General features: G+C 71.1%; 24 protein-coding genes. 10 read left to right on the top strand and 14 right to left on the bottom strand.

Annotated elements, in window-relative coordinates:
• Nucleotides 1-27: 27 nt before the first annotated feature.
• Complete coding sequence (locus ACFPZ3_RS40115; RefSeq protein ID WP_379519589.1) at nt 28-1,755, top strand: protein kinase domain-containing protein; 1,728 nt, start codon at nt 28-30, stop codon at nt 1,753-1,755.
• Here the strand turns inward: ACFPZ3_RS40115 and ACFPZ3_RS40110 are convergent.
• The 3 genes from ACFPZ3_RS40110 to ACFPZ3_RS40100 all read right to left on the bottom strand — a co-directional run bounded on the left by ACFPZ3_RS40110 (nt 1,752) and on the right by ACFPZ3_RS40100 (nt 7,032).
• Nucleotides 1,752-5,858, bottom strand: coding sequence for an nSTAND1 domain-containing NTPase (locus tag ACFPZ3_RS40110; protein WP_379519827.1), 4,107 nt, complete (start codon nt 5,856-5,858; stop codon nt 1,752-1,754). The genes ACFPZ3_RS40115 and ACFPZ3_RS40110 overlap by 4 nt on opposite strands.
• A 97-nt stretch (nt 5,859-5,955) precedes the next feature.
• Nucleotides 5,956-6,510, bottom strand: a complete 555-nt coding sequence (locus tag ACFPZ3_RS40105; protein WP_379519588.1) for a GNAT family N-acetyltransferase — start codon at nt 6,508-6,510, stop codon at nt 5,956-5,958.
• Nucleotides 6,511-6,522: 12 nt separating this feature from the next.
• Complete coding sequence (locus tag ACFPZ3_RS40100) at nt 6,523-7,032, bottom strand: shikimate kinase (RefSeq protein ID WP_379519587.1); 510 nt, start codon at nt 7,030-7,032, stop codon at nt 6,523-6,525.
• A 38-nt stretch (nt 7,033-7,070) separates the two neighbouring features.
• Between ACFPZ3_RS40100 and ACFPZ3_RS40095 the strand changes: the two genes are divergently transcribed.
• Both ACFPZ3_RS40095 and ACFPZ3_RS40090 read left to right on the top strand, forming a co-directional pair.
• Nucleotides 7,071-7,352, top strand: a complete 282-nt coding sequence (locus ACFPZ3_RS40095; RefSeq protein ID WP_379519586.1) for a DUF6458 family protein — start codon at nt 7,071-7,073, stop codon at nt 7,350-7,352.
• Nucleotides 7,353-7,365: 13 nt separating this feature from the next.
• Entirely contained in the window at nt 7,366-7,905 is a 540-nt protein-coding gene (locus tag ACFPZ3_RS40090) for a ChaB family protein (protein WP_379519585.1), read from the top strand.
• Nucleotides 7,906-7,961: 56 nt separating this feature from the next.
• On the opposite strand, the gene ACFPZ3_RS40085 is transcribed toward ACFPZ3_RS40090, so the two are convergent.
• The 3 genes from ACFPZ3_RS40085 to ACFPZ3_RS40075 form a co-directional block, all read right to left on the bottom strand.
• Nucleotides 7,962-9,785 carry a transketolase gene (locus ACFPZ3_RS40085; RefSeq protein WP_379519584.1) on the bottom strand — a complete coding sequence of 608 codons (1,824 nt, stop codon included), beginning with the start codon at nt 9,783-9,785 and terminating at the stop codon, nt 7,962-7,964.
• A gap of 80 nt (nt 9,786-9,865) precedes the next feature.
• On the bottom strand, nt 9,866-10,879 hold the full coding sequence (locus ACFPZ3_RS40080; protein WP_379519583.1) for an SDR family oxidoreductase: 1,014 nt from the start codon (nt 10,877-10,879) through the stop codon (nt 9,866-9,868).
• Nucleotides 10,880-10,886: 7 nt separating this feature from the next.
• Nucleotides 10,887-11,150, bottom strand: coding sequence for a hypothetical protein (locus tag ACFPZ3_RS40075; RefSeq protein ID WP_379519582.1), 264 nt, complete (start codon nt 11,148-11,150; stop codon nt 10,887-10,889).
• Between the two features lie 158 nt (nt 11,151-11,308).
• On the opposite strand from ACFPZ3_RS40075, the gene ACFPZ3_RS40070 reads away from it, so the two are divergent.
• Nucleotides 11,309-11,557: a BON domain-containing protein gene (locus ACFPZ3_RS40070; RefSeq protein WP_379519581.1), complete on the top strand. Its 249-nt coding sequence runs from the start codon at nt 11,309-11,311 to the stop codon at nt 11,555-11,557.
• Nucleotides 11,541-12,296 (top strand): metallophosphoesterase family protein, encoded by a 756-nt coding sequence (locus ACFPZ3_RS40065; RefSeq protein ID WP_379519580.1) that lies wholly within the window; start codon nt 11,541-11,543, stop codon nt 12,294-12,296. Before ACFPZ3_RS40070 ends, ACFPZ3_RS40065 begins: the two co-directional genes overlap by 17 nt.
• Here ACFPZ3_RS40065 and ACFPZ3_RS40060 read toward each other — a convergent pair.
• Entirely contained in the window at nt 12,293-14,074 is a 1,782-nt protein-coding gene (locus ACFPZ3_RS40060) for a PP2C family protein-serine/threonine phosphatase (protein ID WP_379519579.1), read from the bottom strand. The genes ACFPZ3_RS40065 and ACFPZ3_RS40060 overlap by 4 nt on opposite strands.
• Before the next feature lie 121 nt (nt 14,075-14,195).
• Entirely contained in the window at nt 14,196-14,345 is a 150-nt protein-coding gene (locus tag ACFPZ3_RS40055) for a GPGG-motif small membrane protein (RefSeq protein WP_165959640.1), read from the bottom strand.
• A 224-nt stretch (nt 14,346-14,569) separates the two neighbouring features.
• Between ACFPZ3_RS40055 and ACFPZ3_RS40050 the strand changes: the two genes are divergently transcribed.
• Complete coding sequence (locus ACFPZ3_RS40050; RefSeq protein WP_379519578.1) at nt 14,570-15,166, top strand: nucleotidyltransferase; 597 nt, start codon at nt 14,570-14,572, stop codon at nt 15,164-15,166.
• Here ACFPZ3_RS40050 and secA2 read toward each other — a convergent pair whose 3' ends face one another.
• From secA2 to ACFPZ3_RS40030, 4 genes are all read right to left on the bottom strand, one after another.
• A complete protein-coding gene (gene secA2 / locus ACFPZ3_RS40045) occupies nt 15,167-17,311 on the bottom strand; it encodes an accessory Sec system translocase SecA2 (RefSeq protein ID WP_379519577.1) in 2,145 nt (714 codons plus the stop codon). It lies immediately after the preceding gene.
• 177 nt (nt 17,312-17,488) lie between these two features.
• Entirely contained in the window at nt 17,489-18,358 is an 870-nt protein-coding gene (locus ACFPZ3_RS40040; protein WP_379519576.1) for a DMT family transporter, read from the bottom strand.
• A 153-nt stretch (nt 18,359-18,511) separates the two neighbouring features.
• The gene (locus ACFPZ3_RS40035; RefSeq protein ID WP_379519575.1) at nt 18,512-19,330 is read right to left on the bottom strand and encodes an SAM-dependent methyltransferase; all 819 of its coding nucleotides are present in this window, start codon (nt 19,328-19,330) and stop codon (nt 18,512-18,514) included.
• 90 nt (nt 19,331-19,420) lie between these two features.
• Complete coding sequence (locus tag ACFPZ3_RS40030) at nt 19,421-20,503, bottom strand: acyltransferase family protein (protein WP_379519574.1); 1,083 nt, start codon at nt 20,501-20,503, stop codon at nt 19,421-19,423.
• A 149-nt stretch (nt 20,504-20,652) separates the two neighbouring features.
• Here ACFPZ3_RS40030 and ACFPZ3_RS40025 point away from each other — a divergent pair, with 149 nt between their 5' ends.
• The 3 genes from ACFPZ3_RS40025 to ACFPZ3_RS40015 all read left to right on the top strand — a co-directional run bounded on the left by ACFPZ3_RS40025 (nt 20,653) and on the right by ACFPZ3_RS40015 (nt 22,650).
• Complete coding sequence (locus ACFPZ3_RS40025) at nt 20,653-20,997, top strand: PRC-barrel domain containing protein (protein WP_379519573.1); 345 nt, start codon at nt 20,653-20,655, stop codon at nt 20,995-20,997.
• A 108-nt stretch (nt 20,998-21,105) separates the two neighbouring features.
• Complete coding sequence (locus ACFPZ3_RS40020) at nt 21,106-21,480, top strand: VOC family protein (RefSeq protein WP_379519572.1); 375 nt, start codon at nt 21,106-21,108, stop codon at nt 21,478-21,480.
• A 153-nt stretch (nt 21,481-21,633) separates the two neighbouring features.
• Nucleotides 21,634-22,650, top strand: coding sequence for a DMT family transporter (locus ACFPZ3_RS40015; protein ID WP_379519571.1), 1,017 nt, complete (start codon nt 21,634-21,636; stop codon nt 22,648-22,650).
• Here the strand turns inward: ACFPZ3_RS40015 and ACFPZ3_RS40010 are convergent.
• On the bottom strand, nt 22,565-23,713 hold the full coding sequence (locus tag ACFPZ3_RS40010; protein ID WP_379519570.1) for an FAD-dependent monooxygenase: 1,149 nt from the start codon (nt 23,711-23,713) through the stop codon (nt 22,565-22,567). The genes ACFPZ3_RS40015 and ACFPZ3_RS40010 overlap by 86 nt on opposite strands.
• 84 nt (nt 23,714-23,797) lie before the next feature.
• On the opposite strand from ACFPZ3_RS40010, the gene ACFPZ3_RS40005 reads away from it, so the two are divergent.
• A complete protein-coding gene (locus tag ACFPZ3_RS40005) occupies nt 23,798-24,358 on the top strand; it encodes a TetR/AcrR family transcriptional regulator (protein WP_379519569.1) in 561 nt (186 codons plus the stop codon).
• Between the two features lie 23 nt (nt 24,359-24,381).
• Here ACFPZ3_RS40005 and ACFPZ3_RS40000 read toward each other — a convergent pair.
• Nucleotides 24,382-25,054: WD40 repeat domain-containing protein (locus ACFPZ3_RS40000; protein ID WP_379519568.1), on the bottom strand; the 673-nt coding region annotated here is incomplete at its 5' end.

Here is a 25,054-nt window from a genome sequence, read left to right as displayed (position 1 = left end):
TGGTGGCGCGGCTCTACGCTGCTCTGCATGCGCAGAAGGGTGATCGACGGCCGCTTCGAACTCGTGGAGCGGCTCGGTGGCGGGGGCATGGGCCTGGTGTGGCGGGCCTGGGACGTCGCCCTGCACCGTGAGGTCGCGCTCAAGGAAGTACGCCCGCCCGACCCCTCCATGGACGAGATCGACCCCACCAGGGCCCGTGAGGTGCGGGCCCGGGTGTTGCGCGAGGCCCGCGCCCTGGCCCGGCTCAACCACCCGCACGTCGCCACGATCCACCACATCGTGGACCCGGGCGAGCAGGGCTACCCGTGGATCGTCATGGAGCTGGTCTCCGGCGGCTCGCTCCAGGACCGCATCCAGCGCGGCCCCATGCCGCCCGTGGAGGCGGCGCGGCTCGGCAGGGAGGTCCTGTCGGCGCTGCGGGCCGCGCACGCGGTCGGCATCCAGCACCGCGACGTCAAGCCCGCCAACGTGCTGCTGCGCGAGGACGGGCGGTCGGTGCTGACCGACTTCGGCATCGCGGCGGTACGCGAGTCCACGAGCCTGACGGCGACGGGGTCGTTCATCGGGTCGCCCGAGTACATGGCTCCCGAGCGGATCAACGGGGTCGAAGGCGATCCGGCCTCCGACCTGTGGTCGCTCGGCATGATGTTGTACGTGGCGGTGGAGGGGCGGCATCCCCTGCGCCGGAGCACCACGCTGGCCACCCTGGCGGCGGTGCTCAACCAGGAGGTGCCGCCGCCGGAGCGGGCCGGGGCGCTCGGGCCCGTGCTGATGGCGCTGCTCACGAAGATCCCGGCGGCCAGGCCGGACGCCGAGACCCTGGACCGGCTCCTCGCCGACCCGAACTCCGCTCCCCTGAGACCGCCCATGGCGGGGCCGTACACGCCCGGCCCTTCCGCGCCTGGCTCTTATGCGTCCGGCCCATATGCACCCGGCCCTTCTGCGTCCGGCCCTTATGGGCCTGGCTCCGCGTCGGCGCCCATGGGGTCTCGGCCGGTGCCGCCAGGGACGATTCCGCCCGGAGCGCCCGCTCAGACCGTGCCGCCCGGTCATGCGGGACCGCTCCCGTGGAGTGCGGGGCCGGTCCCGCGGGAGGGTACCGTGAACACCCGCCGGTCCAGCCGTGGCGGTGTGCTGGCGGCGGTGTCCGTCTCGGCGGTCGTGGTGGCGGGCGTGCTGGTGTGGCGGCTGCTTCCCGTACCGGGGGAGGACGGCGGAGGCGAGCCCACGGGCAACCCTCTGTCGCTCACGGACGTGCCGGTCGTCAGCAGGGAACCGAGCATCCGCGCCACCACCGCGAAACCCGTCAAGGAGAACCTGCTGACCCCCGCCGGCATGCGCGCCATGATCGCCAAGCTGAAGCCGGCCATCGGCGGCAGCAAGGTCGTGGAGATGACGGTGTATCCGACCTACGCCTCCATCGACGCGCCCCTCAAGAAGGACCCGAAGCTCTACGACACCTACGACTACCGCGACGGCGAGGTGGCCGGCTCGCGGACCGGCGGCAAGGTGGAGACGCAGCTCGTCGACCTGGCCAAGTTCAACTGGGACGCCCTCCCCGCCCTGCTCAGAAAGGCGAACAAGGACCTCGGCGTGCCCGAGCCCACCTCGCGCTACGTCATCGTGGACCCCGACTACGCCTTCGCCTCGACCAAGCAGGTGCTGCTGGTCTACGTCTCCGACGACTACCACCGCTCCGGCTACCTGGTGGCCAGCCCGCAGGGGAAGGTGCTCAAGCTGTACGCGGACGACTAGCAGATCTCCTGGTACGCGCTCTCCGGGATCAGGCGTTCCCACTCCGCCTCGCTCAGCGGCCCGCCCGCCCTGGCGCACACCTCCTGCGCCGTCAGCGCCGGATCGACCGCGATCTCCCGTACGGCGCCGTCCAGCGTCACGCCGCGCAGTCGTTTGCCGTCCTGGCTGAAGGCGAGCCCGTCCGCCCACGCCCCGACCTGGCCGACCTCGCGCAGTGTCGTGGTGTCCCAGAGCGAGGTACGGGCGGCGTCGATGGCCAGCAGGTCGCCCTCCGGGGAGAAGCGCAGCTCGTCCACCGGGGTCGTGCCGGTATCGATGGTGCCGAGGGGCTCGCGTTCCCGTACGTCCCAGAGCAGCACCCTCCCGCCCTCCAGCCCGAACGCCAGCCTGCGCCCGTCGGGCGAGAAGGCCACCGCGGTCGCCGCGGCCCCGTCGCCGGCCCCCGTCGCCAGGTCGAGCGGGGTGATCCGGCCCGAACCCAGGTCCAGCAGGTTGGACCCCGCGGCCAGCGTCGAGCCGTCGGGGCTGAAGGCCAGCGCCAGGTCGCCCGCGCCCTCGTACGCCTTGATCCGGCGTCCCTCGCGGACGTCCCACGTCTCCAGGGTCCTGCCGCGCGCGGTGGCCAGCGTGCCGCCGTCCGGTGACAGCGCCACCGCCGGTACGTCCCCGCCCGCCTCGATCGCCGCCACCTGCCGTGCCCCAGCGACCTCCCACACCGTCACCGGGTCACCGGCAACGGCCAGCAGCCGGCCGCTCGCGTCGAAGGCCAGGTCGCCGGCGGCGGCGATGCGGCCCAGCGTCCTGCGCTGCTCGGTGTCGGTGAGCTCGATCGTGTTCCCCATCTCCTTGGCCGCGACCCTCCCGTTCCCGGAGAACGCCGCCACATGACCGTCCTCGGCCGGAACCGGCAGACCGGACACGTCCAGCGAAACGACCGAACCGGTGCCACTGAGATACCGCAGAGCCCGGCCGTCGGCCGAGAAGGCCAGGCCGTGGCCCGGGTCCTTCAGGGGGTAGGAGCCCGCCAGACGGCGCTCGGCCACATTCCAGACCCGCACCTCGCCGTCACCGGGCAGGGCGAGCAGCCGACCGTCAGGACTGAACACCAGCGGCCCCGCCGAACCGCCCGGCGTCGTCTCCAGCCCGTCCATGACCTCCACACCCCACGCCTGATCCTTCGGCGTCTTCGCCCCCGGCTTGCCACCACCGGGGTCCCCGCCACCGGGGTCCCCACTGCTCGGCTGGGCGCCGCTCGGCTGGCCGCCCCCCGGGTCTCCGCCGCTCAGGTCTCCGCCACCCGGGTCACCGATGGCCAGCTCGCCGCTCGTCCGCGCCGTTCTTGGTTCGCCGCCACCCGGGCGCGCAGCCTGGGGCACGCGCGTCTTCGCATCGGTCGCCTGGGGACCGCTGGCGCCGGGCGGCGCGGAGCCGCCCGCCCCTCGCTCCTCACCCTGCCGCCGCACCGCACCGGAGGTGCCCGGCTGGGCCGCTCCCGTGCTGGTGGTGCCCGGCTGAGCTGCTCCCGTGCCGGTGGCACCCGGTTGGGCCGTCCTTGTGGCGCGGGTGTCCTGGTCGGTGGTGCGGGTCGCGCGGGTCCCCGGCTTCGCCGCCTCGGAGCCCTTGCCGTCCGCGAAGCTCTGCGCGCGGTCCGAACCGGTGGCAGAGGGCGCGCCCGGGGACGGCGTCGCGGTGGGCTTCCGCGACGCGGCCGTGCCAGAAGTCGGCTGCGCGACCGCTCCAGGAGGCTGAGACGCGCCAGACGTGGGCAATGCCAGCGCGGCAGGCGGTTGTGACGCGCGCGGCGTAGGCAGTGCCAGCACCCCGGAGGCGCCCGAGGTCGGCCGCGCGACCGCGCCCGGCGGCTGCGATGCGCCCTGCGTGGGCAGCGCCAAGGCGGCCGGGGGTTGCGATGCGCCCCGCGTGGGCAGCGCCAGGACGCCAGGGGGCGGCGACGCGCCGGGTGTTGGGAGTGCGAGCACGCCGGGGGGCGGGGAGACGGGGGGGTCGGCGGGAGGAGCGCCGAGCGCGTCAGCGGGTCCGGTGCCCGGGCGGGCCCGCTTCGACCCCACCAACGTCACCCCGTCGCGCCCGGCCACGGCCAGCGTGCCACCGTCAGGGCTGAAGGCCAGGGCAGGGGCGGCGGCGTCCGCGCCGGTGAGCGGCTGGACCTCGACGACCAACGTCTTCGCCTTGCGGGGAGTCAGGTTCCACAGCTCCACCCGCCCGTTCAGCGCCGACAGGGCCGCCCGGGTGCCGTCGGGGGAGAGGGCCACCTTCCGGTCGGTCACGTCGAACAACGCCCCCGTGCCCCGGTAGACCCTGGTCCGGTTCCCCCGGCTGATGGCATAGACGGCGGCCGGGTTGGGCGTGCGTCCGGTGGCGACGTCGTAAGGCCCGCCGGAGGCGCCCTCGGCGTAGCGGCCGTCGTCGCTCAGCGCCGAGCTCCCCGCGGGCAGCGCGTACGACGCCACCCGCCGCCCGCCCACGACGTCCCAGACCGCGACGGCGCCGGTGTCCCAGCGGAGGAGTTCGTCCCCGCGCAGCAGGTAACGGGCCCGCGCGTCGGCGGAAGGATCGGTGAACACCCCCAGCTCCGGCTGCACCAGCGAAGCCTGCAGCGCGGCCCGCGCCTCGAAGACCGGCGACAGCCGCCACGCGGCCACGCTGAGCCGCATCGCCGTACGGGGGTCGGAGGTCCGCAGCGCCTCGGCGCGGGCGGCGACGGCGCGGGCTCCGGCCTCGATGAGGCGCCCGCGCAGGTCGTTCTGGCCGTGTACGGACACCACGGTCATGGTCACCGCCACCGCCAGCACCGCGGCCACCGCCGCCAGCGAGGGCACCAGCATCTTCCTGCGCTGCTTGGACAGGGCCACGCTGTCGTTGACGAAGTCGCGTTCGAGCTGGTTGAGCCGCAGGTGCCGGCGCTTGGTCGCGGCCCAGCCGAGAGCGGTGTCGAGCTCCTGCCCGCGGAGCAGGTGGCTGCGTCCGCGCCGGTGCTCCGACCAGTGCCGGGCGGCCTCGCGGATGTGGCGGTGCGCGGCCAGGCCGTCGCGCTCGTCGGCCACCCAGCCGCGCAGCCGCGGCCAGGCCCGGTAGAGGGCGGCGCTGGCGGGGACCACCCGGTCGTCGCGGACGGCCACGAGCTTGCCGACTGAGGTCTCGACGGACGGCACCCGGATGCTGCGGCGTACCAGCAGGCCGGCCTCCATGAGCGGGGCGAGCACGCCGCCCTCGTCGTGCGAGCCGTCGCCGTCGAGCAGGCGCAGCAGCAGCCCGGGCACTTCCTCCTGCTGGTGGGGCGTGAGCGACAGGTAGGCCGCCTCGGCCACCTCGCCCAGCGAGGGCGTGGGCACGAACGCCTCGGGCGTCCGCAGCTCGCACCCGCTCTCGACGATCAGCTCGGCCGCCGCGGGGCGGTCGGCGGGTTTCTTGGCCAGGGCCCGCCCGACGAGTTCGCCCAGCGGGCCGGGCAGGCAGCTCAGATCGGGATCGACGGTCAGCAGGCAGTGCATGACCCCGCCGAGGCTCTCCCCGTGGAACGGATCGCGCCCGGTGGCCGCGAACAACACCACCGCCCCCCACGCGAACACGTCGGCCGCCGCCCCGGCCGCCTGCCCGGTGACGACCTCGGGGGCCTGGTAGGTGTAGGTCCCGCCCACCGGCTCCCCGGCCGGCAGCCCCAGCTCGATCACGCAGGGCCCGTCGTCGGCCAGCAGCACGCTCTCGGGGTTGAGCCCCGTGTGGGTCAGCGCGGCCTCGTGCAGCGCGGCCAGCGCGACCGCCAGCGCCCCGGCCAGCGCGACCAGCTCGTCATCCGCGTAGGGCCCGTGCAGCGCGACCGCCTGGCGCAGGTCGGGCCCGCTGACGAACCGGCTCACCACGTAGGGGACACCCTCGTCGGACCCGACGGCGACCACCTCCGCCAGATGGCGGCAGGTCAGCTTCTCGAACCGGCGCCCGACCTCGCCCCTGGGCACGGTGACCGCGTATCGACGCCCGTCGTCGTCGTAGGCGTCGTAGACGACGCCGCGCCCGCCCGCGCCGAGCCTGGCAGCCGGCCAATAGCCGCCAAGCCTCTCGGGGTCACCCGGCACCAAGCGCATCGTCACTGCAGCTTAGATGCACGACACCACCCATTTGTTGTCCGGAATGACGCCACAGGTCCCCCGCGCGCCTCGGGGGACCCATGCGTCATGATCATTATGCCAGGCTCCGTGATCGGGCCTGCCACTCCGGCCGGAGGATGGACATGAGCACGGCGTCGTGCCACTCGCCGTCCCACAGGAGCGCGTCGCGCTCGATGCCCTCCTCGACGAAGCCGACCTTCTTGTAGACGTGCCGCGCCCGGTCGTTGAAGGTGAACACCCCCAGGCTGATCCGGTGCAGCGGCGTCGTGTCGAAGGCGTGGCCGAGGAGCAGCTCCATCGCCTCGGTGCCGTAGCCCCTGCCGAACGCGCGGGCGCCGATCAGCGCGATGCGCAGATTGCACGACAGGTTGTCCGTGTCGAGTTTGTTGAGCACGATCTCGCCCACGTAGTCGCCGTCCGCCATGATCGCCAGGTCGAGGCGATCGGGCTGGTCGGCGCGCGTGGCGTACCAGTGGAGCAGGGGCTCCTTGCCGGAGATGGCGTGCGAGCCGGTCAGCCTGCGCACCTCCGGGTCGGAGACCAGCTCGTGCAGGCCCGCGGCGTGCTCCGGCCCGACCGGGCACAGCGTCACGCGCTCGCCCTTCAGCGTGGGTTTCTCGGCGAACATCCCTTTTGGCTATCAGTCGCGACCGGTTTCGGGCAATCCCATTTTACGCAGCACCGCGTCTCGCACCTGCTCGGGCTGGAGCACGCCGACGTCGCAGACGAGGTCGGACACCTCGCGGAAGAACCTTTCGCGCCGGGCCCGCATCTCCGTCGGGTCGTAGTCGGGGCGGTGGTCGCTGGTGTGCATCCGCTCGGTCAGCACCTCGTCGGCCGCGTCCACCCAGACCACGAACGCCTTGCGCATCGCCGCGCGCACCTGGGGATTCTCCAGCGTGCTGGCCGCCGCCGCGATCACCTGCGGCTCGCCGGCCAACCCGTCCAGCACGTGCTGGGCCTCGTACCTATGCAGTGCCTCCTTTCCCTCGCGGGCGGCGATCGGCGCGGAGGTGGCGCCGTGCCTCTCGCGGAGGTACTGGTCGCTGTCGCTGAACGGCATCCCCAGCGCCTCCGCGATCAGGCGGCCGGAGGTCGTCTTGCCCGAACCCATAAGCCCGATCATCACGACTGGTTTGTTTTTCGACATGTGGATAGAGGTTCCTTCGTGTCAAGGAGGTAAATCTGATGACCATCGCCGGAGGCATCATCCTCATCATGCTCGGCGCGATCCTCACCTGGGCCGTCGAGTTCGACCTCGCCGGTCTCGACATCAACGTAGTGGGCGTCATCCTCATGCTCGGCGGTCTGGCCGGACTCCTGTTCGGCATCTACCGGATCGCGGTTACTCGCAGGGCGGTCGGACCGATCGACGAACCGGTGCACCGCCACGAGATCTACGAGGAGCCCGAGACCCGCAGGACGACTGTTTACGAGGAGCGCCGTCACTACGACGAACCACCGCTGTAGGAGGTGAATCGACATGCCAGCCGTTCAAGAGCTGCCGTCGACGATCAAGCGTTCGCCCAAGAGGGCGCAGAACATGTGGGTCAAGGCGCACGACTCGGCCGTGAAGGAATACGGCGAGGGCAGGCGTGCTCACATGACCGCGTTCGCCGCACTCAGGCACTCCTTCGAGAAGATCGGCGACCACTGGGAACCGAAGACCAAGAGCGGCCCTTCCGACAAGGCCGCGATGGGCCGCTCAGGACGGACATCCGCCGCGATGGGCCGCTCAGGACGGATGGCCGAAGGGGTGGACGCCAACGCCAGCAAGGAACACCTGCAGGGCATGGCCTCCAAGCTTGGCGTCACCGGCCGGTCGAAGATGACCAAGAAGGAGCTGGTGGGCGCCATCAAGAAGGCCGGCAAGATGGCCACGGCCAAGAAGGCCCCGGCCGCCAAGATGGCCACGGCCAAGAAGGCCATGACCGCCAAGACGGCTACGGCCAAGAAGGCCATGACCGGCAAGAAGGCCACTGCCAAGAACACGGCCAAGAAGGCCATGGCGAAGTCCCGCTGATTCTCATCAGAGGGCCGGCGACCACAGGTCGTTGGCCCTCTTTCATGCCCGGGGGGCTACAGCAGCCGCTTGACCGCCTCGGCGATCGCGACGCGGTCGATGCGGGCGTCGGAGAGCTGCTCCTGGGGAGTGGCGGAGCCGGGCAGGTCGGTCACGGCCAGCTTGACCACCCGTGGCCCCAGTTCGCTGACGGCGTCCATCACCGCGTCGCCCAGCCCGCCCTCGATCCGGTGGTCCTCGACCGTGATCAGGTTGCCGGTGGTGGTGGCCGCCTCGACCAGCGCCGCCGCGTCCACGGGCTTGATGGAGTACAGGTCGATCACCCCGACCGGGATCCCGTCCGCGCGCAGCTCGTCGGCCGCGGCGAGGGCCTCGTGCACGGTCACCCCGGCCGCCACAATCGTGGCCCGGTCGCCGTGCGTGTGCCGCAGGACGCGTGAGCCGCCCACCGGGAACCGCTCGCCGGGCTCGTAGATCACCGGAGTGTCGCCCCGGGTGGTCCGCAGGTAGGACACGCCCTCCAGGTCGGCCATCTCGGCGAGCAGGGCGGCCGTCTGGTTGGCGTCGCACGGGTAGAGCACGGTGCTGCCGTGGACGGCACGCACCATGGCCAGGTCCTCCAGGCCCATCTGCGAAGGGCCGTCCTCGCCGATCGCCACCCCCGCGTGCGAGCCGACCAGCCGGATGGAGGCGCGGCTCACCCCGGCCATCCTGATGAAGTCGTGCGCCCTGGTCAGGAACGCCGCGAACGTGGCCGCGTACGGCTTCCAGCCGCGCACCTGCAGCCCGACGGCGGCCGCCACGAGCTGCTGCTCGGCGATGTACATCTCGAAGAAGCGCTCGGGGAACTTCTTGCCGAACGTCTCGGTCTTGGTGGAGTCGGCCACCTCGCCGTCCAGCGCCACGACGTCGCCCCTGGCCGCGCCGAGCGCCGCCAGCGCCGCCCCGTACGCCGTCCGAGTCGCGACCTTCTCGCCCACCGTATAGGAGGGCAGCTTCATCCCGTTGCTCTCGAACCGGTACGGCGCCGCCGCCTCGGGCCGGTGCACCTCGATCCGCACGCTCCGGCTCCCGCCCAGCTCGTTCACGGCCTTGCCCGGGTCCTTGAGCGCCTTGCCGTGGGCGCCCTCGCGGTTCTCGACCTCCAGCACCCCTTCGCCCTTGCGGGTCTTGGCCAGGATCGCGGTCGGCCGCCGGCGCGTGTTCCTGGCGTCGTTGAGCGCGTAGTCGATCTGCCCGGGATCGTGCCCGTCGATCTCGATCGTGTGCCACCCGAACGCCCCGAACCTGCGCGCGTACGCGCCGGTGTCCCACCCGTGCCTGGTGGGCCCCCGCTGTCCGAGCCGGTTGACGTCCACGATGGCCGTCAGGTTGGCGAGTCCTTCGCACCCCGCGTGCTCGGCGGCCTCCCAGATGGAGCCCTCGGCCATCTCGCTGTCACCGCACAACACCCACACGCGGTACGGCAGCCGCTCCAGCCGCCCGGCCATCGCCACCCCCACGCCCACGGGAAGCCCCTGCCCGAGGGATCCGGTGGCCACGTCCACCCAGGGGAGCCTGGGCGTGGGGTGGCCCTCCAGCCGGCTGCCCCTGCGCCGGAACGACAGCAACTCCTCGTCGCTGATCACACCGGCCGCCTTGAACAGCGAGTAGAGCAGGGGAGAGGCGTGCCCTTTGGAGAAGATCAGATGGTCGCTGGCCGGGTTCCCCGGGTCGTCGAAGTCGTAGCGGAGGTGGCAGGCGAACAGCACGGCCATGAGGTCGGCGGCGGACATGGACGAGGTCGGGTGGCCGGAACCGGCTTCCGCGGCGGCGCGCACGGAGTCGACACGGAGTTGTGCCGCCAGCTCGGCCAGGTACTGCAGATCGCGTTCCGGCATCATGACCTCCTCGAAAGGTTTCTGGCCCGTCTACCCCGCCGGGTGCGCTTAACTCGGCGATGCGGGTCCGGAAGAGAAGGTCAGGAACGTCTGGCGCGGCGCAGAGCGGCGACGGTGGCCGCCGCGGCGCCTCCGGCCAGCGTGAGCATGACCGGCCGGCGGTGTTGTGAGAGCCAGAGCTGGGGGCTGTGCGCGTGCGAGCGCCGGTCGAACGTGCCGTGGGCGCCGTAGTCCTCGGACTCGTCGGCCGGCTCCCAGAGGTTGGACACGCCGCTGGGGGCCTTCTCGTCGGTCAGCTGCGACTTCACGCCCGTCCTGGCCAGGTAGCGGTCCACCAGGGCGGGGGCCACGCGCTGGGCCACGAGGGTGGCCGCGGTGCTGACACCGACCCAGTACTCCTTGCGCTCGGGGTGCTCGGCGGCGTACACGATGGCCCTGGCGGCCACCTCGGGCTGGTAGATCGGGGGGACGGGCTGGGGGTGGCGGCGCAGCTTGGACAGCACCCACTCGAACTGCGGGGTGTTGAGCGCGGGAAGCTGGACGAGGGTGATCCGGACGTTGCTCCGGTCGGCCATGAGTTCCGTGCGGACCGACTCCGTGAAGCCCTTGATCGCGTGTTTCGCGCCGCAGTAGGCCGACTGCAGCGGGATGCCGCGCTGCGACAGGGCCGAGCCGGCCTGGACGATCGTGCCGGCGTTGCGCGGGCGCATCAGGTCCAAGGCCACCCTGGTGCCCCAGACGTAGCCCAGGTACGTGACCGCAGTGGTGCGTTCGTACTCATCTGGCGATATGTCGGTAAATTTTGCGAATACCGAGGAGAAGGCGATGTTGATCCAGGCGGAGATCGGGCCCATCTCCTTCTCGACACGCTCGCCGGCCTGCCGCACCTGGTCGTAGTCCGCGACGTCCGCCTCGTAGACCTGGCCCGTGCCGCCCTCCGTACCGACGTCCACGGCGGCCGCGCCCAGGCCCGCCGTGCCCCGGGCGATCAGGGCCACCCTGGCGCCGCGAGCGCCCAGTTCGCGGACGACCGCCCGCCCGACCCCGCCGCTCGCGCCCGTCACCACTACCACGCGCCCTCTGAGTGGTGCCATGTCGAGATCAGCCCGCCTCTCCGTCGTGTCCGTGTCCCCGCTTCCCGCGCCGGATGGCCAGCGCCATGTCGACCACCGTGCCGATGGCCAGCACGACAGCGACGCCCGCCAGCACCGGCGCCCCGGTGATGATCCCCAGCACCGTGAAGGCGAACAGGAACACGAGCAGGAACGAGCCCACCCTGATGTGCACCACGTCGCGCGGGGTGGCGGGCACCATGGCATGGCCTCGGCTGTCCCGTCCCTCGTGCCACTTTCCGTTGTCATACATGCGGCTCACCTGCCCGTCCCGTTTGTTGCCTAACGTCGGGGGTAGCCACGTCGCCTGCCCGCACCGGGCTCGGTCGAACGCGCCGTGATTGAGCTGATACGTCCGGTTTGATCCCTCCACGCCCGGGCATGCGGCCCCAGAAGGAAGGAGGCGAGCTGATGGAAGCTCCGCAGTACGTCGCGGCCCGTGTCCAGCAAGCGCTGGCCGAGGACGGACGCACGCACGAGCTCGGAATCCGCGTCGACATAAGAGGAGAGCAGCTCTTCCTGCGGGGTCAGGTGAGCGGGGTGGAACAGCGCGAGCGGCTGGGCCAGGTGGCACGCGAGGCCGCGCCCGAGCTCCACGTGCACAACGAGATCAAAGTCGTCGACGTCACCGAGCCGGGGGAGGATGAGCATCTTGACTGACCTGCGCATAGCGGCCGTGGGCGACATCCACCTGGGCGAGGACGTCAGAGGCCAGTACCGGAAGAAGCTCGAGGGCATCGAGGACCGCGCGGACGTGTTCATGCTGGCGGGAGACCTGACCAGGCACGGCACGCTGGAGGAGGGCCGGCTGGTGGCCGACGAGATACGCGGCCTGCCGATCCCGGTCGTCGCGGTGCTCGGCAACCACGACTACCACTCCGACCTGCAGTACGAGATCGCCGGCGAGCTGCGCAACGCCGGAGCCGTCGTGCTGGACGACGAGGGCGTGGTGATCCAGTGCGGGGACAAGAAACTGGGCGTGGTCGGCGGTAAGGGGTTCGGCGGCGGGTTCGCGGGCAAGTGCGCCAGCGAGTTCGGCGAGCGCGAGATCAAGAACTTCGTCTCCCACACGCGCTACATCGCCGAGGCGTGGAAGGTCGCGCTGAAGGAGATCGTGGCCGACCACCGCGTCGTGCTCTCCCACTACTCCCCGATCAAGGAGACGCTGGAGGGCGAGCCGCACGAGATCTACCCCTTCCTCGGCAGCTACCTGCTGGCCGAGGCGGTCGACACGGCCGGCGCCGACCTGATCCTGCACGGGCACGCGCACAAGGGCAGTGAGAAGGGCATGACGCCGGGCGGCATCAGGGTCCGCAACGTGGCGCTGCCGGTGCTGGGCAGGGCCTACAGCGTCTACTGCCTCGAATGCGAGGACGGGCTCCAGAACGGCGCGGGCTAGAGCACGCGTACGGCGATGACGCACACGTCGTCCTCGGCCGACTCGCCGCCCAGGCGCTTGAGCAGGCACGTGATCACATCCTCCGGATTGTCCGAGGTGCAGCAGCGCCCCGCCTGGATGAGTGCCTCCATGCCGCTTTCGAGGTCCTGCCCGCGTCGCTCCACGATCCCGTCGGTGTAGAGCACGAGGATGTCGCCGGGTTCGAGCCGCGTGGTGGTCATCCTGTACTCGGTGGCGTCGAACGCCCCCAGCATCATCCCCTGGGCCCCCTCCACCAGCTTGGCGTGCCCGTTCCTGATCAGCATCGGGGCGGGATGGCCGGCGTTCGTCCAGCGGAACGTGCGCTCCCCGGGGTCGAAGTGGCCGATGATCGCCGTGCCGGTCACGGTGACGCCCTCGTTGGAGTGCACGACGAGGTCGTTCAGCCAGGTCGTGAGCCGGCTGGCGGGAGCGCCCGTGTAGGCCAGGCCCGCCAGGCCCGAGCGCGTCTGCAACATGACGCTGGCCGCGGTCAGCCCGTGGCCCATCGCGTCCCCGATGGCGAGCAGCACCCGGCCGTCGGGGATGAGGCGGGCCTTGAACCAGTCGCCGCCCAGCCGGACGAGCTCCTCGCCGGGCAGGTAGCGCACCCCGATGGTCAGCCCAGGCAGGTGGATGAGGCCGCGGCGGATCGGCAGGATCGTGTTCTGGAGCTGGACCGCGAGCCGGTGCTCGTCCTCGGCCCGGCGGCGGTGCGAGAGCGCCTGCTCGTGCGCCACGGCCAGGGCCCGCTCCCTGCGCCGGTTCCTGGTCACGTCCTGGACCAGGCAGCGCACCTTGACCGGCACGCCCTCCGTGTCGAGGATCGGCTCGCTGTACACGCTCAGGTGCCGCACCCCGTGCCGGTGCTGGATCCTGAACTCGCTCTCGACCGCCTCACGGTGTTCGAGCAGCGTGCGTATCTGGTCCTCGACGACCGGCAGGTCCTCCGGCACCACCGCGCCCGGCAGATCCTCCAGTGACATCGGCCCGTCGTCGCGGTCGCGACCGAACATCTCGAACATCTGGGGTGTCCAGAGCGTGCGTTCCGTGGCCAGGTTCCACTCGCCCCAGCCCAGCTCGGCCAGGCGCTGGGCGCGTCCCCAGCCGGAGACCAGCAACTCCTCGTCGTCGAGGGGCCGCCAGCTCACCAGCACCCCGTCCTCCACCCGCGCCGCGCGGACGCTGAGCGTGGCCGGCCAGAGGAGGTAGTCCAGCACCTCCACGAACTCCAGCGCTTCCCGGTGGACGGGCTCGCCGCCCTCGTAGACGGCGATGTAGTCGTCGAGCAGCCCCGAACTGGCCACGCCGGGGCTGGCCGCCATCAGCCGGCGCCCGCGCAACTCGTTCGCGGTACGGCCCGCGACGGTCTTCGCGTGTCGGTTGGCCGCGAGGATCAGGAAGTCCACGACGCGGCCCGTGGCGTCCTTGACGGGGGTGAGGTAAATCGCCGAGGCGTGGACGGCCTCCAGCATGCCGAGCACCCAGGCGGGCGCGTCAGGCGCGCCGCCGGCCTCCTCAGGGGGCCGCTCGATGCCCTTGGCGACCTCGACCAGGTCCAGTCCGCTGTGCTGGGCCATCCTGGCGAGCTGCTCCGCGGCCTCGCCGGGCCGGATGTTCAGCTCTGTCGCCAGCCGGGCGGTGGCCTCGTCGAGGATGGCCTGGCTGCGCATGTGGTGACGCAGCCGGACGAGCTGGTCCCGGACCCTCGCCGAGGCCGCGCCCGTTTCGTAGCGGCTGAACGGCGGATATTTACTCACACGCTCCCCATGCCCTGCTCATGGGCGATGAGGAGCGGAAGTGCTGATATTTCGGCAAAACTAGAAACCGCTGGACCGTTCTCGGGGATCGGCCCAGCGGCGGGGGCCTGAGTGCGGCCCCCTAGACATTGAAGATACTGACCCCACCGGGCCCGACCAGGAATCCGAGGACGATGAGCACGATCCCCCAGAGCAGGTCGCGCCTGGCCAGGATCACGTAGATCCCGGAGATGACGAGAATAACCGCGATGATCCAAAGCAAAGTAGCCATGGGCCTCCACTGCCCCCATGGACCACCGCATAACATCTCGGCAATTCACGGGAGAGTTATGCGGCCCATTTCATCAACTTCGTGTCTGCGAATCGCCACCATTTCGACACGGCCACCGCCGTCCGCGCGGCGCCTCCTGGACCACGGCGGGCCGGCCCGCCGTGCCGTGACGGGAGCCCCCGCGACCAACGTCTACTTGACGATCGTTTGGGTAGCCCGTTCGCATGAGCAGCCACGGTCACGCGGTCACTGACGCGATCCTCGACACCCTGAAACGCGCCAGCTCGGGGCTGAAGGACGCCGGGGTGAAATACGCGCTGGCCGGAGGTTGTGCGGCGTACGCGCGGGGCGCGGCCCCCTCCCTCCATGACGTGGATTTCGTCCTCACCGAGCACGATGTCCCCGCCGCGCTGGAGGCGCTGCGCGGCCTGGGGTTCCAGACGGCCAAGCCGCCGGAGGACTGGCTGGTCAAGGCCTATGACGAGGGCCGGCTGGTGGACCTGATCTACCGGGTCTCCGACCTGGCGATCACCGACGAGCTGCTCGACCGGGCGGAGCCGCTGAAGGCGTCGGCGGTGATCGTGCCGGTGCTGGAGGCCACCGACCTGGTGATCTCGTGGTTGCTGCCGCTGTCGGAGCACGCCTGCGACTACGGCGCGCTGCTGGCCCAGGTGCGGGCGCTGCGCGAGCAGGTCGACTGGCCGCGCGTGGCGGCGGTGACGGCGAAGTCTCCTTACGCGACCACGTTCATCACCCTGCTGGAACGCCTGGGCGTGCTGGACGGACCCGTGGTCGCGTGCGGCGAGCCCAAGTGGCCCTGATCAGCCCCTCCGGGTGGCGGCGGTGACGCGCTTGAGGATGCGGTCCCACTCGGTGCCGAACGGATTGTCCTGCACGAGGTAGGTCCACGTCGCCGTCGGCCGCTTCAGCTCCGGCTCTGGCGCCTCGAACGACTCCTTGGAGCGCCGCTCCACCTCGGCCAGCAGCGATTTGTACTCCGCCACCGCCTCCCGGTGGAACTCGTCGACCGGGCTCATCCGGCCCAGCGCCCGCAGGTGGATGCCCTCGCGCAGGTCGCTCAGGAACGCCAGGTGCTCGGTCCAGCAGCGGTCGATGGCGTGCAGCACGATCTGGCGGGCCGTCTCGTCCCTGGTGTCCTCGGGCAGCTCCGCCCACCGCTCGGGGTCGGCCTCCGCGAGCGCCTTGGCGGCGGCGTCGCCGTGCAGGACCTTGTCGCGCCACTCGAGGATGAGCTCGCGCTGGTGCTCCAGCAGCCGGGTGTAGCGCCAGGTGTTGCGGTGGATCTCCAGGTTGACGCCCTCGGCCACGCGCTGGGCATGGCCGACGAGGTACGCGCCGCGCCGGTGGCGCACGAGACCGTCGGCGTCGGCGGCGGGCGGCCGCTCGTCCGGCACGAACTGCGTGATCAGGTCGTCCTTCATGCTGACGAAGAACACCGAGCCGCCGGGGTCGCCCTGACGCCCGGCGCGCCCACGGAGCTGGTCGTCCAGGCGGCTGCTGGCGTGCCGGCCCGAGCCGATCAGGTAGAGCCCGCCCAGCTCGGCCACGTCCTGCCCGAGGCGGATGTCGGTGCCGCGCCCGGCCATCTGGGTGGAGACGGTGATGGCGTCGCGCTCGCCCGCCCTGGCGATGATCGAGGCCTCTTCCGCGTCGTTCTTGGCGTTGAGCACGACCGGCTCCAGGCCGCGCCGGTGCAGCAGCTTGGCCAGGTTCTCCGACTCGGCCACGTCGAGTGTCCCGATCAGGATGGGACGGCCGCTCTCGTGGACGGACTGGATCTCCTCGACCAGGGCCGCGTCCTTGTCGGGCTCGGTCGGGTAGATGCGGTCGGGCTCGTCGGTGCGCACACACGGCCGGTTGGGCGGGATCACCGCGACCTTGAGCCCGTAGAACTCGCCGAGCTGCTCGCTGACGGCCACGGCCGTGCCCGTCATGCCGCAGATCTGCGGGTAGCGGCGGATCAGGCCCTGGACGGTGATCGAGTCGAGGATCTCGCCCTTCTCGCTCGGCGGCAGCGCCTCCTTGGCCTCCACGGCCGCCTGCAGGCCGTCGGGCCAGCGCTGGAGCAGCGCCACCCGGCCGCGCGAGGGGTTGATGAGCTGCACCTTGCCGTCGCGCACGATGTAGTCGACGTCGCGGGCCAGCAGCGAGTGGGCGTGCAGGGCCAGGTTGAGCTCGATGAGCGTGCTGGGCTCGTGCTCGTCGTAGAGCTCGACGCCGAGCAGGTTCTCCACGCTGTCGGCGCCCTTGGGGGTGAGGTAGACGTTGCGCGCCTGCTCGTCTATCTCGTAGTGGTAGCCGCGGACGAGCTGTCTGACCAGCGCCGCCATCTCCGGCACCGCGCTGCCGGGGTCGGCCGCCCCGGCCATCACCAGCGGCACGCGGGCCTCGTCCACGAGCACGGAGTCGGCCTCGTCGATCAGCGCCACCTCGGGCGCCGGCACGATGATCTCGCTCGCGTCGGTGCGCAGCCGGTCGCGCAGCACGTCGAACCCGATCTCGCTGACGGGCCCGTAGGTCACGTCCTTCGCGTACGCCTCGCGCCGCTCGTCCGGCGTGGAGTTCTGGCCGATCCAGCCCACGCTGACGCCGAGCGCCTCGAAGAAGGGCCCCATCCACTCGGCGTCGCGCCTGGCCAGGTAGTCGTTGACGGAGATGACGTGCACCCGCTTGCCCTGCAGGGCGTGTCCGGCCGCCGCCATGGCGCCGGAGAGGGTCTTGCCCTCACCGGTGGCCATCTCGGCGACCTTGCCGTCCAGCAGGGCCAGCGTGCCCAGCAACTGCACGTCGTAGGGCCGCAGCCCCAGTGTCCTGTCGGCGGCCTCGCGCGCGACGGCGCAGAACTCGGCCAGATCGTCCATGGCGGGCGCGGGCAGCTCGTCGAGCTTGCCGACGCGGTCGGCCCGCGCTCCGGCCGCCTTGACGATCTTCTGATAAGGCGTCAAAGGGACGCCTCCCGGACGATCCAGGAGGTTCCTCAGTATTCCCTTGAACGAGGCCACAGTTCCTCCAACGCGCGCTTCGCCGACACCGTTCCCTGCGAGGCGGGGGAGCGACGATTCGGCAAGCGTCGCCGTACCGGACCTTAACTCATTCGGCCGCCATCGCCGTCACACACGCCGTCACGCCGCTTCGGCCCGTGCGGCGAGTACGGCGACGGCGGCCAGCAGCAGCACGCACCCCGCCCAGGCCGGCGGCGTCAGCCGCTCGCCGAACAACGCGACGCCGAGCAGCGCCGCGCCGACGGCCTCGCCGAGCGAGATGATCGACACCGTGGTGGCCCGCAGGGCGGTCAGCGCGCGGAAGAACAGCCCGTACGCCAGCGCCGTCGGCACCGCCCCCAGATAGACCAGCAGCGCCACCGACGTCCAGCTCACCTCCGGCACCACCCCTTCCGCCAGCGCGAACGGCGCCAGGCACACCGCGCCGACGACGAACCCGCCGATCGCCACGGCCTGCGGGTCGTCGTTTCGGTGCCGCCGGGAGAAGAGCGTGACCCCGGCGTACCCGGCGGCCGAGGCCAGGGCGAAGGCGATGCCGAGGGCGGAGGACGTACGGGATCGCAGGAGGCTCTCGCCCGTGAGCAGGACGAGGCCGGCCAGCGCGGTGGCCAGGGCGACGAGCGCGACCCGGCCGAGGCGCTCGTGAAGCAGGAAACGGCTGCCCAGGGCGGTGAAGATCGGGGTGGCGCCCATGGTCACCACGGTCGCCACGGCGATGCCGGAGTGGACGATCGCGGCGAAGTAGGCGGTCTGGTAGACGGCCATCCCGGCGCCGACGACCAGGATCCGGCCCTTGAGGTGGCCACGGGTGACGCGGCGGGCCAGGACGAGGAGGCAGGCGGCGCCGAGCAGGTAGCGCCACAGGGACACGCCGAAGGGGCCGAGGCCGCCGGTGTCGAAGAGGAGGGATCCGGCGGCGCCGCCGGTGCCCCAGGCGGTCGCGGCGACGGACACGTAGACGGCGCCCCGCCGGGCGGAGACATGGGTCATGACAGGGGTTCTCCGGGTGGAGTGGTCGGAATGGGCCCGGTGTGCGGGCAGCGACCACCCCCGGATCTGTCAGACCCGGAAAGCTCAGGAAATGCCGCCCGCTAGCGGGCGGGGGGCGGAGAGCAGATCAAACGCCGATGCATGAGCCACACTCTAGTGCGGTTTGCGTGCCACCCCGCCCAGGAGCAGCTCCTCCCACGGCGCCAGCGGGCCGGGGATGCGCTCGTCGGGATGCCACTCGGGGAAGTGCGCCACCCCGGGCTCCACGAGCACCAGGCCGTCGAAGAAGCGCGCGATGGCGGCCCGGTCGCGAAAGTGGCCGGTGCCCATGGTGGCCTGGAGCATCACCTCCAGCGCCTTGGCCTTGGGACTGTCGGAGGCCAGGAAGTTGGAGGCGGCCAGGTAGCTGCCCGGCGGCAGCGCGTCCATGTACCGCTTGACCAGGGCGTGCGGCTGCTCCTGGTCGGAGATCAGGTGCAACACCCCGACCACCAGGATCGCCGTGGGCTGTGTCAGGTCGATCAGGCGGAGCAGGGACGGGTGCCCGAGCACGGCGTCCACGTCGCGGACGTCGGCGGTGATGGCGGCGGCGTGCGGGTTCCCGTCGAGGATGGCCCGGGCGTGCGGCTCGACCATGGGATCCAGGTCCACGTAGACCACCCTGGCCATGGGATCGGCGAACTGCGCCACCTCATGGGTGTTCTCGACCGTGGGCAGCCCGGCGCCGAGGTCGATGATCTGCCTGATTCCCGCCTCGCGGACGAGGAAGTCGACGACCCGGCCGATGAACGCGCGGTTGCACCACACGAGGTCCACCACTTCGGGCAGCGCGTCCTTCAGCTTGCGTGCCACGGAGCGGTCGGAGGCGAAGTTCTCCATGCCGCCGAGCAGGGCGTCGTGCACGCGGGCGACGCTCGGCCGTTCCGGATCGACTCCCGGAGGAGCCCATTCCCCCTCGCCGCCGAGGCTCATCCGGTCCCCCTCTCGCAGTCCGTGACGCGGATCGTATCCAGCCTGGGGCTCCCGCGCCCGGACTGGCGAGCGGTTGTCAGAAGAGTCAGATCATCCCGTCGGGTTCCCCACCGGGGCCGCCGCGTGGGCGGGAGGTTGCCGTTTCGACAACAGCCGCTTGAGCCGGGGCGCGAGAGGTCTTTCCACGAACCGGTACACGAGGTACGCAGCCCCCAGCATGACCACGATCATGGCCACGAGCAGCACGTACTTGTTGATCGAGCCTTCCAGCCTGGCGAACAGGATGAAGCCGATATGGGCGTGCAGCAGATAGAGCGGATAGGTCAGCGCCCCCGCCGTCACCAGCCACGGCCGCGCCAGCGAGTGCGTCACCCGCAACGCCACGAACGTCATGATCAGGAAGATCAGCACCACCACGGCGGTGATCACCACCGGCGAGTACGTCACCGAGTACCGCTCGCCGACCGCCTCGGCGTACCCGATGGCCCGGTAGACCGCGTTACCCAGCGCGATCGGCACCAGCAGCGCGATCTGCCAGTTCAGCCCGAACCGGTAGAGCATGAACAGCGCCATCCCGGCGATGAAGTAGTGCGAGAACTCGGACTGGACGACCAGGTCCGCGAGCCCCGGCAACACACCCAGCTCGACCAGGAACGTCAGCGCCAGCCAGCCCCACAGGGCCACCATGATCCGGCCCTTGGTCATCCCGATCCAGGTGAAGACCAGCATGATCAGGTAGAACCGCATCTCGGTCCACAACGTCCAGTAGACGACGTCCACGTTCGCGATGTTCGGCACCGACTGGAACATCGTCAGGTTGGCCAGCACCTGCGTTAAGGACACCTGGAACAGGCCCTGCCCGAGCGCCACGGTCACCACGGCCGTGATCGCGATGCCCACCCAGTAGGCGGGATAGAGCCGCACGATCCGCGACACCACGAACTGCCGGGGGCTCCTGCCCCAGGCGCTCATCAGCACGACGAAACCGCTGATCAGGAAGAACAGGTCGACGCCGAGGTAGCCGTACTTCGCCCAACCGCTCTCGGTGACGAACGTCACAGACGTCTTGCCCCCGGCCCAGCCGGAGAACACGTAGTGGTACAGCACCACGCACAACGCCGCCAGCAGCCGGAGTCCGTCGATCTCATAGAGCCGTTCTGGCCTGGTACGCATGGCTGCTCCCTTCTGATGCGGAGATGGTGGCGGCATCAGCTTGATGTCTGGTTAAAGGATGGCAAAGGCATTCTTACGGGTTTACACGAAAACTGACGGGTAGCTCATGCGATGCCCGAAAAGACGGAAGAGGAGAGGAAGAGAGCCCAATGGAGCTCTGGGACTACCGACCTGACGTCTACGACCGTGGGCAGGCGCTGGATCTGGCGGGATACCACGTCCAGGCCACCGACGGGAAGATCGGGTCCGTCGACGAGGCGACCTACGAGGTCGGCGAGAGCTACATCATCGTCGACACCGGTCCGTGGATCTTCGGCAAGAAGGTCCTGCTCCCGGCCAAGGTGATCACGAGCATCGATCCCCAGGAACGTAACGTGTTCGTGTCCCGCACCAAGGCCGAGATCAAGGACGCGCCCGAGTTCGACGCGGGCACGTTCAAGGAGCCCGAGTACCGCACGCGGCTGGGGGACTACTACGGCCGCTTCCCCGGGTGACTGAGCTGCCGCAACAGGAGGGCCGCGCCTGTCTGGGCGCGGCCCTCTGGCGTACCTGGCGGCCATACCTGACGGCAGGTGACAGGTATGGCTGCCAGGCTGAACGACATGACGACGAAAGCAAGGCTCCTGGCCTTCACCATCGACTGCTCGGCCCCCAAGGAACTGGCGACCTTCTACAGCGAGGTCACCGGAATGGAGATCACGTACGCGGAGGACGAGTACGCCGCGATCACCGACGGCACCGTCAGCGTCTACTTCGGCCGGGTGGCCGACCGCAAGCCGGTCGTGTGGCCCAGCCCCGACAAGCAGTTCCATCTCGACTTCCGGGTGCCGGACGTCGAGAAGGCGGTCGAGGAGTACGTCGCGCTGGGCGCCACCAGGCCCGAGTTCCAGCCCGGCGTGACCGACGAGGGCACCCGCTGGATCGTGCTCCAGGACCCGCAGGGCCACCTGTTCTGCGTCTGCCCCGAGCAGTCGTAAGTCCTGTCCGAGCTCAAAGATGCGCCACATGTCCGTGCTGGTCGCACCCGGCATAACATGACTTATTAGCCTAAAGGATGATTCTGGCGCTCCGTTGGCCTCTTAAGCTGGAGCAATGCTCTTGAAAGTGTCCCTGCTCCTGCGCGGGTCGCGATGACCTGGGTCGGCATGCTGATCGCCCTGGCGGGAGCGCTGGGATACGCCTTCGGCGCCGCCGTGCAACAGTACGAGGTGGTCGCCGAGGGCGCCTCGCTCAGCCTGGTGAGACGCCCCCGCTGGTGGGTCGGCGGCGCCATCTCCTTCACCGGCGCCTGCCTGCACGCCGTGGCGCTGAGCTTCGCCCCGCTGGTCGCGGTCCAGCCGATCAGCGTCGCCACGCTGGTGTTCGCCGTGCCGCTGGCCGCGTTCATGTACGGGCGCAAACCGTATCGGGCGGAGATCCTCGGCTCGATCGCCGTGGCGGTGGGCCTGCTCTGGCTCATGCTGCTGGTGCCCTCGCACAACGTGACGCCCAGACTGGGCAACGGGGCGGCGCTCATCTTCATCGGCGTGATCGTGGTGATCATCCTGGTCACGCAGGTGGTCGCGGGCCGCGTCCACGGCTCCGCCAAGGCGCTGCTGCTCTCCGTGGGCGCCGGGGCCGCGACGGCGAGCGTGTCCACGTTCGTCCGCGTGGTCGGCGGCGGGATGCAGGGGGACTGGGGGCGGCTGATCCACTGGTTCACCCTGGTCGTGCCCGTGCTGCTGATCTGCGCGGTGGTGCTGCTGCAACGCTCCTACGCCGTGGGCTACTTCGGCATCGCCTACGCCGGAGTCCAGGTCATCGACCCGATCACCTCCGTGCTGGCCGGTGCGATCCTCCTCGGCGAGCCCCTGCCCACGGCCCCCTCGACGGCCGTCCCCGCCGTGCTGGCCGCCGCTCTGACCATCGGCGGCACGATCACCCTCGGCCGTCTGGCCCCCGACCACCACGCCACGTCGGCCGCCGCCCCCGCGCCGGCCAAACTGGCCAAGCCCGCTGCCGCGCTGGAGTCCGGGACCCCGTCGCCGGACCGCACGATCACCGTCCAGCCGGACCGCACGATCACCGTCCAGCCGGCCCCTCAGGCTCCACAGGTGGACGCCACCGCAACATCTCGTCCATCGACCGCAGCATCAGATCTGGGCTGAGCCGCGCCGCGGCCGACAACCCGAAGTCGCGCAGCCGCACCGCCAGCGGGTTGCGCAGCTTGCTCATCCGGCACATCGTCATCGACCGCCGGACGATCTTCGCCGTCCGCTCCATCCGCGCCGCGCTGTATTCGGCCAGATCCCGGCCGGCCACGTGAGCCAGCACGACCCCGTCCTCGATCGCCTGGCACGCCCCCTGCCCGAGGTTCGGCGTCATGGCGTGCGCGGCGTCCCCGACCAGCGCCACCCTGCCCCTGTGGAACGCGGGCAACGGCTCGGCGTTGTAGTAGATGTCATTCCGGATGATGTCGGCCGGGTCGGCCGCCCGCAACAGGGCGGGAATCGGCTCGTGCCACCCCCCGAACCTCCGCAGCAACTCCTCCCGCTCGTCCGCGTGGGTGACCCCGGCGGGCACCACGTCGGTGGCGTAGAGGTAGACCACGTCCCCGGCCAGCAGATGGATGCCGAACACCGTGCCCCTGCCCCAGCTCTCCGACCGGGGCACGCTCAGCCCGTCCCGCGGAACGAGCCCCCGCCAGGCCGTCACCCCCGAGTACACGGGCCCGGGATGCTCGGGGAAGAGCGCCCGCCGGGTGGCCGAGTGAATCCCGTCGGCCGCCACGATCAGGTCGGCCTCCAGCTCTCCCGCCTCGGTCCGCACGAGACCCTTGCCGGCGTCCACCTCTGACACCGCGCTGTTCAGCAGCAGCCGGCCGGGCCCGAGGGCGTCGATGAGCACCTCCATCAGCGTGGCCCGCAACGTGATCACCATCGAGTCCCCGTACTTGCTGTCCGCCTCCGCTTCGCTGGTGTGCACCATCCACCTCCCGTCGGCGCGCCGCAGCCCGAGCCGTCCCTCCGCCGTGGCCAGGCCGCGGATCCGATCGCCGAGCTCCAGCACGTCGAGCGCCTTGAGCGCGTTGGCGGCGATCGCCAGCCCCGACCCGACCGGCTCGATCTGCGACGCCCGCTCCAGCACGGTCACCTCCCAGCCCCGGCGCCGCAGCGCCACCCCTGCGGTCAGCCCGCCCACGCCGCCCCCAATCACTACGGCCTTGCCCATGTCGCCCCTCCTCGTCACTACGCCTGTAGTTTCACCATACTACGCCCGTAGTTCGCTCTGACTACCGCTGTAGTATCGAGTGCCGTGAAGCGCTCAGACGTCGTGGCGGACACGGCCATCACCCTGCTGGCGGAACGCGGCATGCGCGGCCTCACCCACCGCGCCGTCGACGAAGCCGCCGACCTGCCGCCGGGCTCGACCTCCAACCTGGCCCGCACCCGCGCGGCCCTGCTGGAGCTGACGCTGTCCCGCCTCACGGAACTGGAGGTGCAGGCCCTGGCCGGGGCCTACCAGCAGGAGTCGTACGAGCTGGCCGGCCTGCCGTCCCTCATGGCCGAGGCCCTGCACATCCAGCTCAAGGACCGCCGCCGCACGCTGGCCCGCTACGAACTGGCCCTGGAGGCCACCCGCCGCCCGGAGCTACGCGCCATCTACGACCAGGCCGGCCGTCGTTTCCGCGACCCGGCCGTCGCCATGCTCGCCGCCCTCGGCTCCCGCGACCCGATCCGCCACGCCCACAACCTCGTGGCCTTCGGCGAGGGCCTCATGTTCGACGCCATCGCCGGCGCCGGCGCCGTCCCCAGCCTGGACGAGCTCGAATCCGCCCTGCGCGACCTCCTGGCCGGCATGCTCGGCTCCCGGTGACCCCTGTCCACTCAGCACGCCACTCAGCAGGCCTCGCGGTACGGGACCTCCGGCAGGTGCCGTGCCCACTCCTCCCGGGACAGAGCGCCGTAACGTTCGCACACCCACGCCCCGGCGTCGGCGGGAGGCGCCGGCCGCACGAGGTCGAGGGTGAGGACCGTGCCGTGCCCGGCCAGGACGCGCAACCATCTGCCGTCGCCCGAGAGCGCCGCCTGGGCGGGGTGGCCGGCGGAGGCGGGGACCTGGCGGTCGGCGAGCAGAGCGCCGTCGTCCAGCCGCCAGACCCGCACCCGGTCGCTGTCGGTGCTGACCAGGAGGCGTCCGTCGGGGCTGAAGCGCAGGTGGCCGGGGGAGGGGCGCAGGCGGGTGGAGCGGGTGGGCACGCCGTCGAGGTCGTAGATCTGGACGCCGGTCTCCTCGGCGATGGCCACCAGCCCCCCGGTGGGCGCGAACGTCGTGTACTCCCACGGCATCCGGTCCAGCCACGGCGCGGGCGACGACCGGCCGGGACGCCTGATCTGCGACCGCCGGCCGTCGAACACCAGCGCCACCCGGTCACCCGGCCCGACCACCGCGTACTCGCCCACGTAGGCGGCCCGCCGCGCCCGCAGGTCCCACGCCCAGCGCTCGCCCGACTGCCCGGCCGCCGCGAACAGCAGCCCGCCGCCCGGTAGGCGCCCGCCAGGTTGTTGCGGG

It is taken from the genome of Nonomuraea insulae (genome assembly GCF_042656245.1).
Note: the sequence above shows the minus strand (reverse complement) of the source record. Positions and strands in the feature narration are given on the sequence as shown.

What these genes read in the sequence shown, in the direction of transcription:
- ACFPZ3_RS40105 (WP_379519588.1), bottom strand. Translation starts at nt 6,510, where the DNA reads ATGTTCGCCGAGAAACCCACGCTGAAGGGCGAGCGCGTGACGCTGTGC.
- ACFPZ3_RS40085 (WP_379519584.1), bottom strand. Translation starts at nt 9,785, where the DNA reads ATGCCGGAACGCGATCTGCAGTACCTGGCCGAGCTGGCGGCACAACTC.
- ACFPZ3_RS40110 (WP_379519827.1), bottom strand. Translation starts at nt 5,858, where the DNA reads ATGCGCTTGGTGCCGGGTGACCCCGAGAGGCTTGGCGGCTATTGGCCG.
- ACFPZ3_RS40055 (WP_165959640.1), bottom strand. Translation starts at nt 14,345, where the DNA reads ATGGCTACTTTGCTTTGGATCATCGCGGTTATTCTCGTCATCTCCGGG.
- ACFPZ3_RS40080 (WP_379519583.1), bottom strand. Translation starts at nt 10,879, where the DNA reads ATGGCACCACTCAGAGGGCGCGTGGTAGTGGTGACGGGCGCGAGCGGC.
- ACFPZ3_RS40065 (WP_379519580.1), top strand. Translation starts at nt 11,541, where the DNA reads ATGAGCATCTTGACTGACCTGCGCATAGCGGCCGTGGGCGACATCCAC.
- ACFPZ3_RS40025 (WP_379519573.1), top strand. Translation starts at nt 20,653, where the DNA reads ATGGAGCTCTGGGACTACCGACCTGACGTCTACGACCGTGGGCAGGCG.
- ACFPZ3_RS40040 (WP_379519576.1), bottom strand. Translation starts at nt 18,358, where the DNA reads ATGACCCATGTCTCCGCCCGGCGGGGCGCCGTCTACGTGTCCGTCGCC.
- ACFPZ3_RS40095 (WP_379519586.1), top strand. Translation starts at nt 7,071, where the DNA reads ATGACCATCGCCGGAGGCATCATCCTCATCATGCTCGGCGCGATCCTC.
- ACFPZ3_RS40070 (WP_379519581.1), top strand. Translation starts at nt 11,309, where the DNA reads ATGGAAGCTCCGCAGTACGTCGCGGCCCGTGTCCAGCAAGCGCTGGCC.
- ACFPZ3_RS40075 (WP_379519582.1), bottom strand. Translation starts at nt 11,150, where the DNA reads ATGTATGACAACGGAAAGTGGCACGAGGGACGGGACAGCCGAGGCCAT.
- ACFPZ3_RS40115 (WP_379519589.1), top strand. Translation starts at nt 28, where the DNA reads ATGCGCAGAAGGGTGATCGACGGCCGCTTCGAACTCGTGGAGCGGCTC.
- ACFPZ3_RS40050 (WP_379519578.1), top strand. Translation starts at nt 14,570, where the DNA reads ATGAGCAGCCACGGTCACGCGGTCACTGACGCGATCCTCGACACCCTG.
- ACFPZ3_RS40020 (WP_379519572.1), top strand. Translation starts at nt 21,106, where the DNA reads ATGACGACGAAAGCAAGGCTCCTGGCCTTCACCATCGACTGCTCGGCC.
- ACFPZ3_RS40015 (WP_379519571.1), top strand. Translation starts at nt 21,634, where the DNA reads ATGACCTGGGTCGGCATGCTGATCGCCCTGGCGGGAGCGCTGGGATAC.
- ACFPZ3_RS40030 (WP_379519574.1), bottom strand. Translation starts at nt 20,503, where the DNA reads ATGCGTACCAGGCCAGAACGGCTCTATGAGATCGACGGACTCCGGCTG.
- ACFPZ3_RS40100 (WP_379519587.1), bottom strand. Translation starts at nt 7,032, where the DNA reads ATGTCGAAAAACAAACCAGTCGTGATGATCGGGCTTATGGGTTCGGGC.
- ACFPZ3_RS40090 (WP_379519585.1), top strand. Translation starts at nt 7,366, where the DNA reads ATGCCAGCCGTTCAAGAGCTGCCGTCGACGATCAAGCGTTCGCCCAAG.
- ACFPZ3_RS40010 (WP_379519570.1), bottom strand. Translation starts at nt 23,713, where the DNA reads ATGGGCAAGGCCGTAGTGATTGGGGGCGGCGTGGGCGGGCTGACCGCA.
- ACFPZ3_RS40035 (WP_379519575.1), bottom strand. Translation starts at nt 19,330, where the DNA reads ATGAGCCTCGGCGGCGAGGGGGAATGGGCTCCTCCGGGAGTCGATCCG.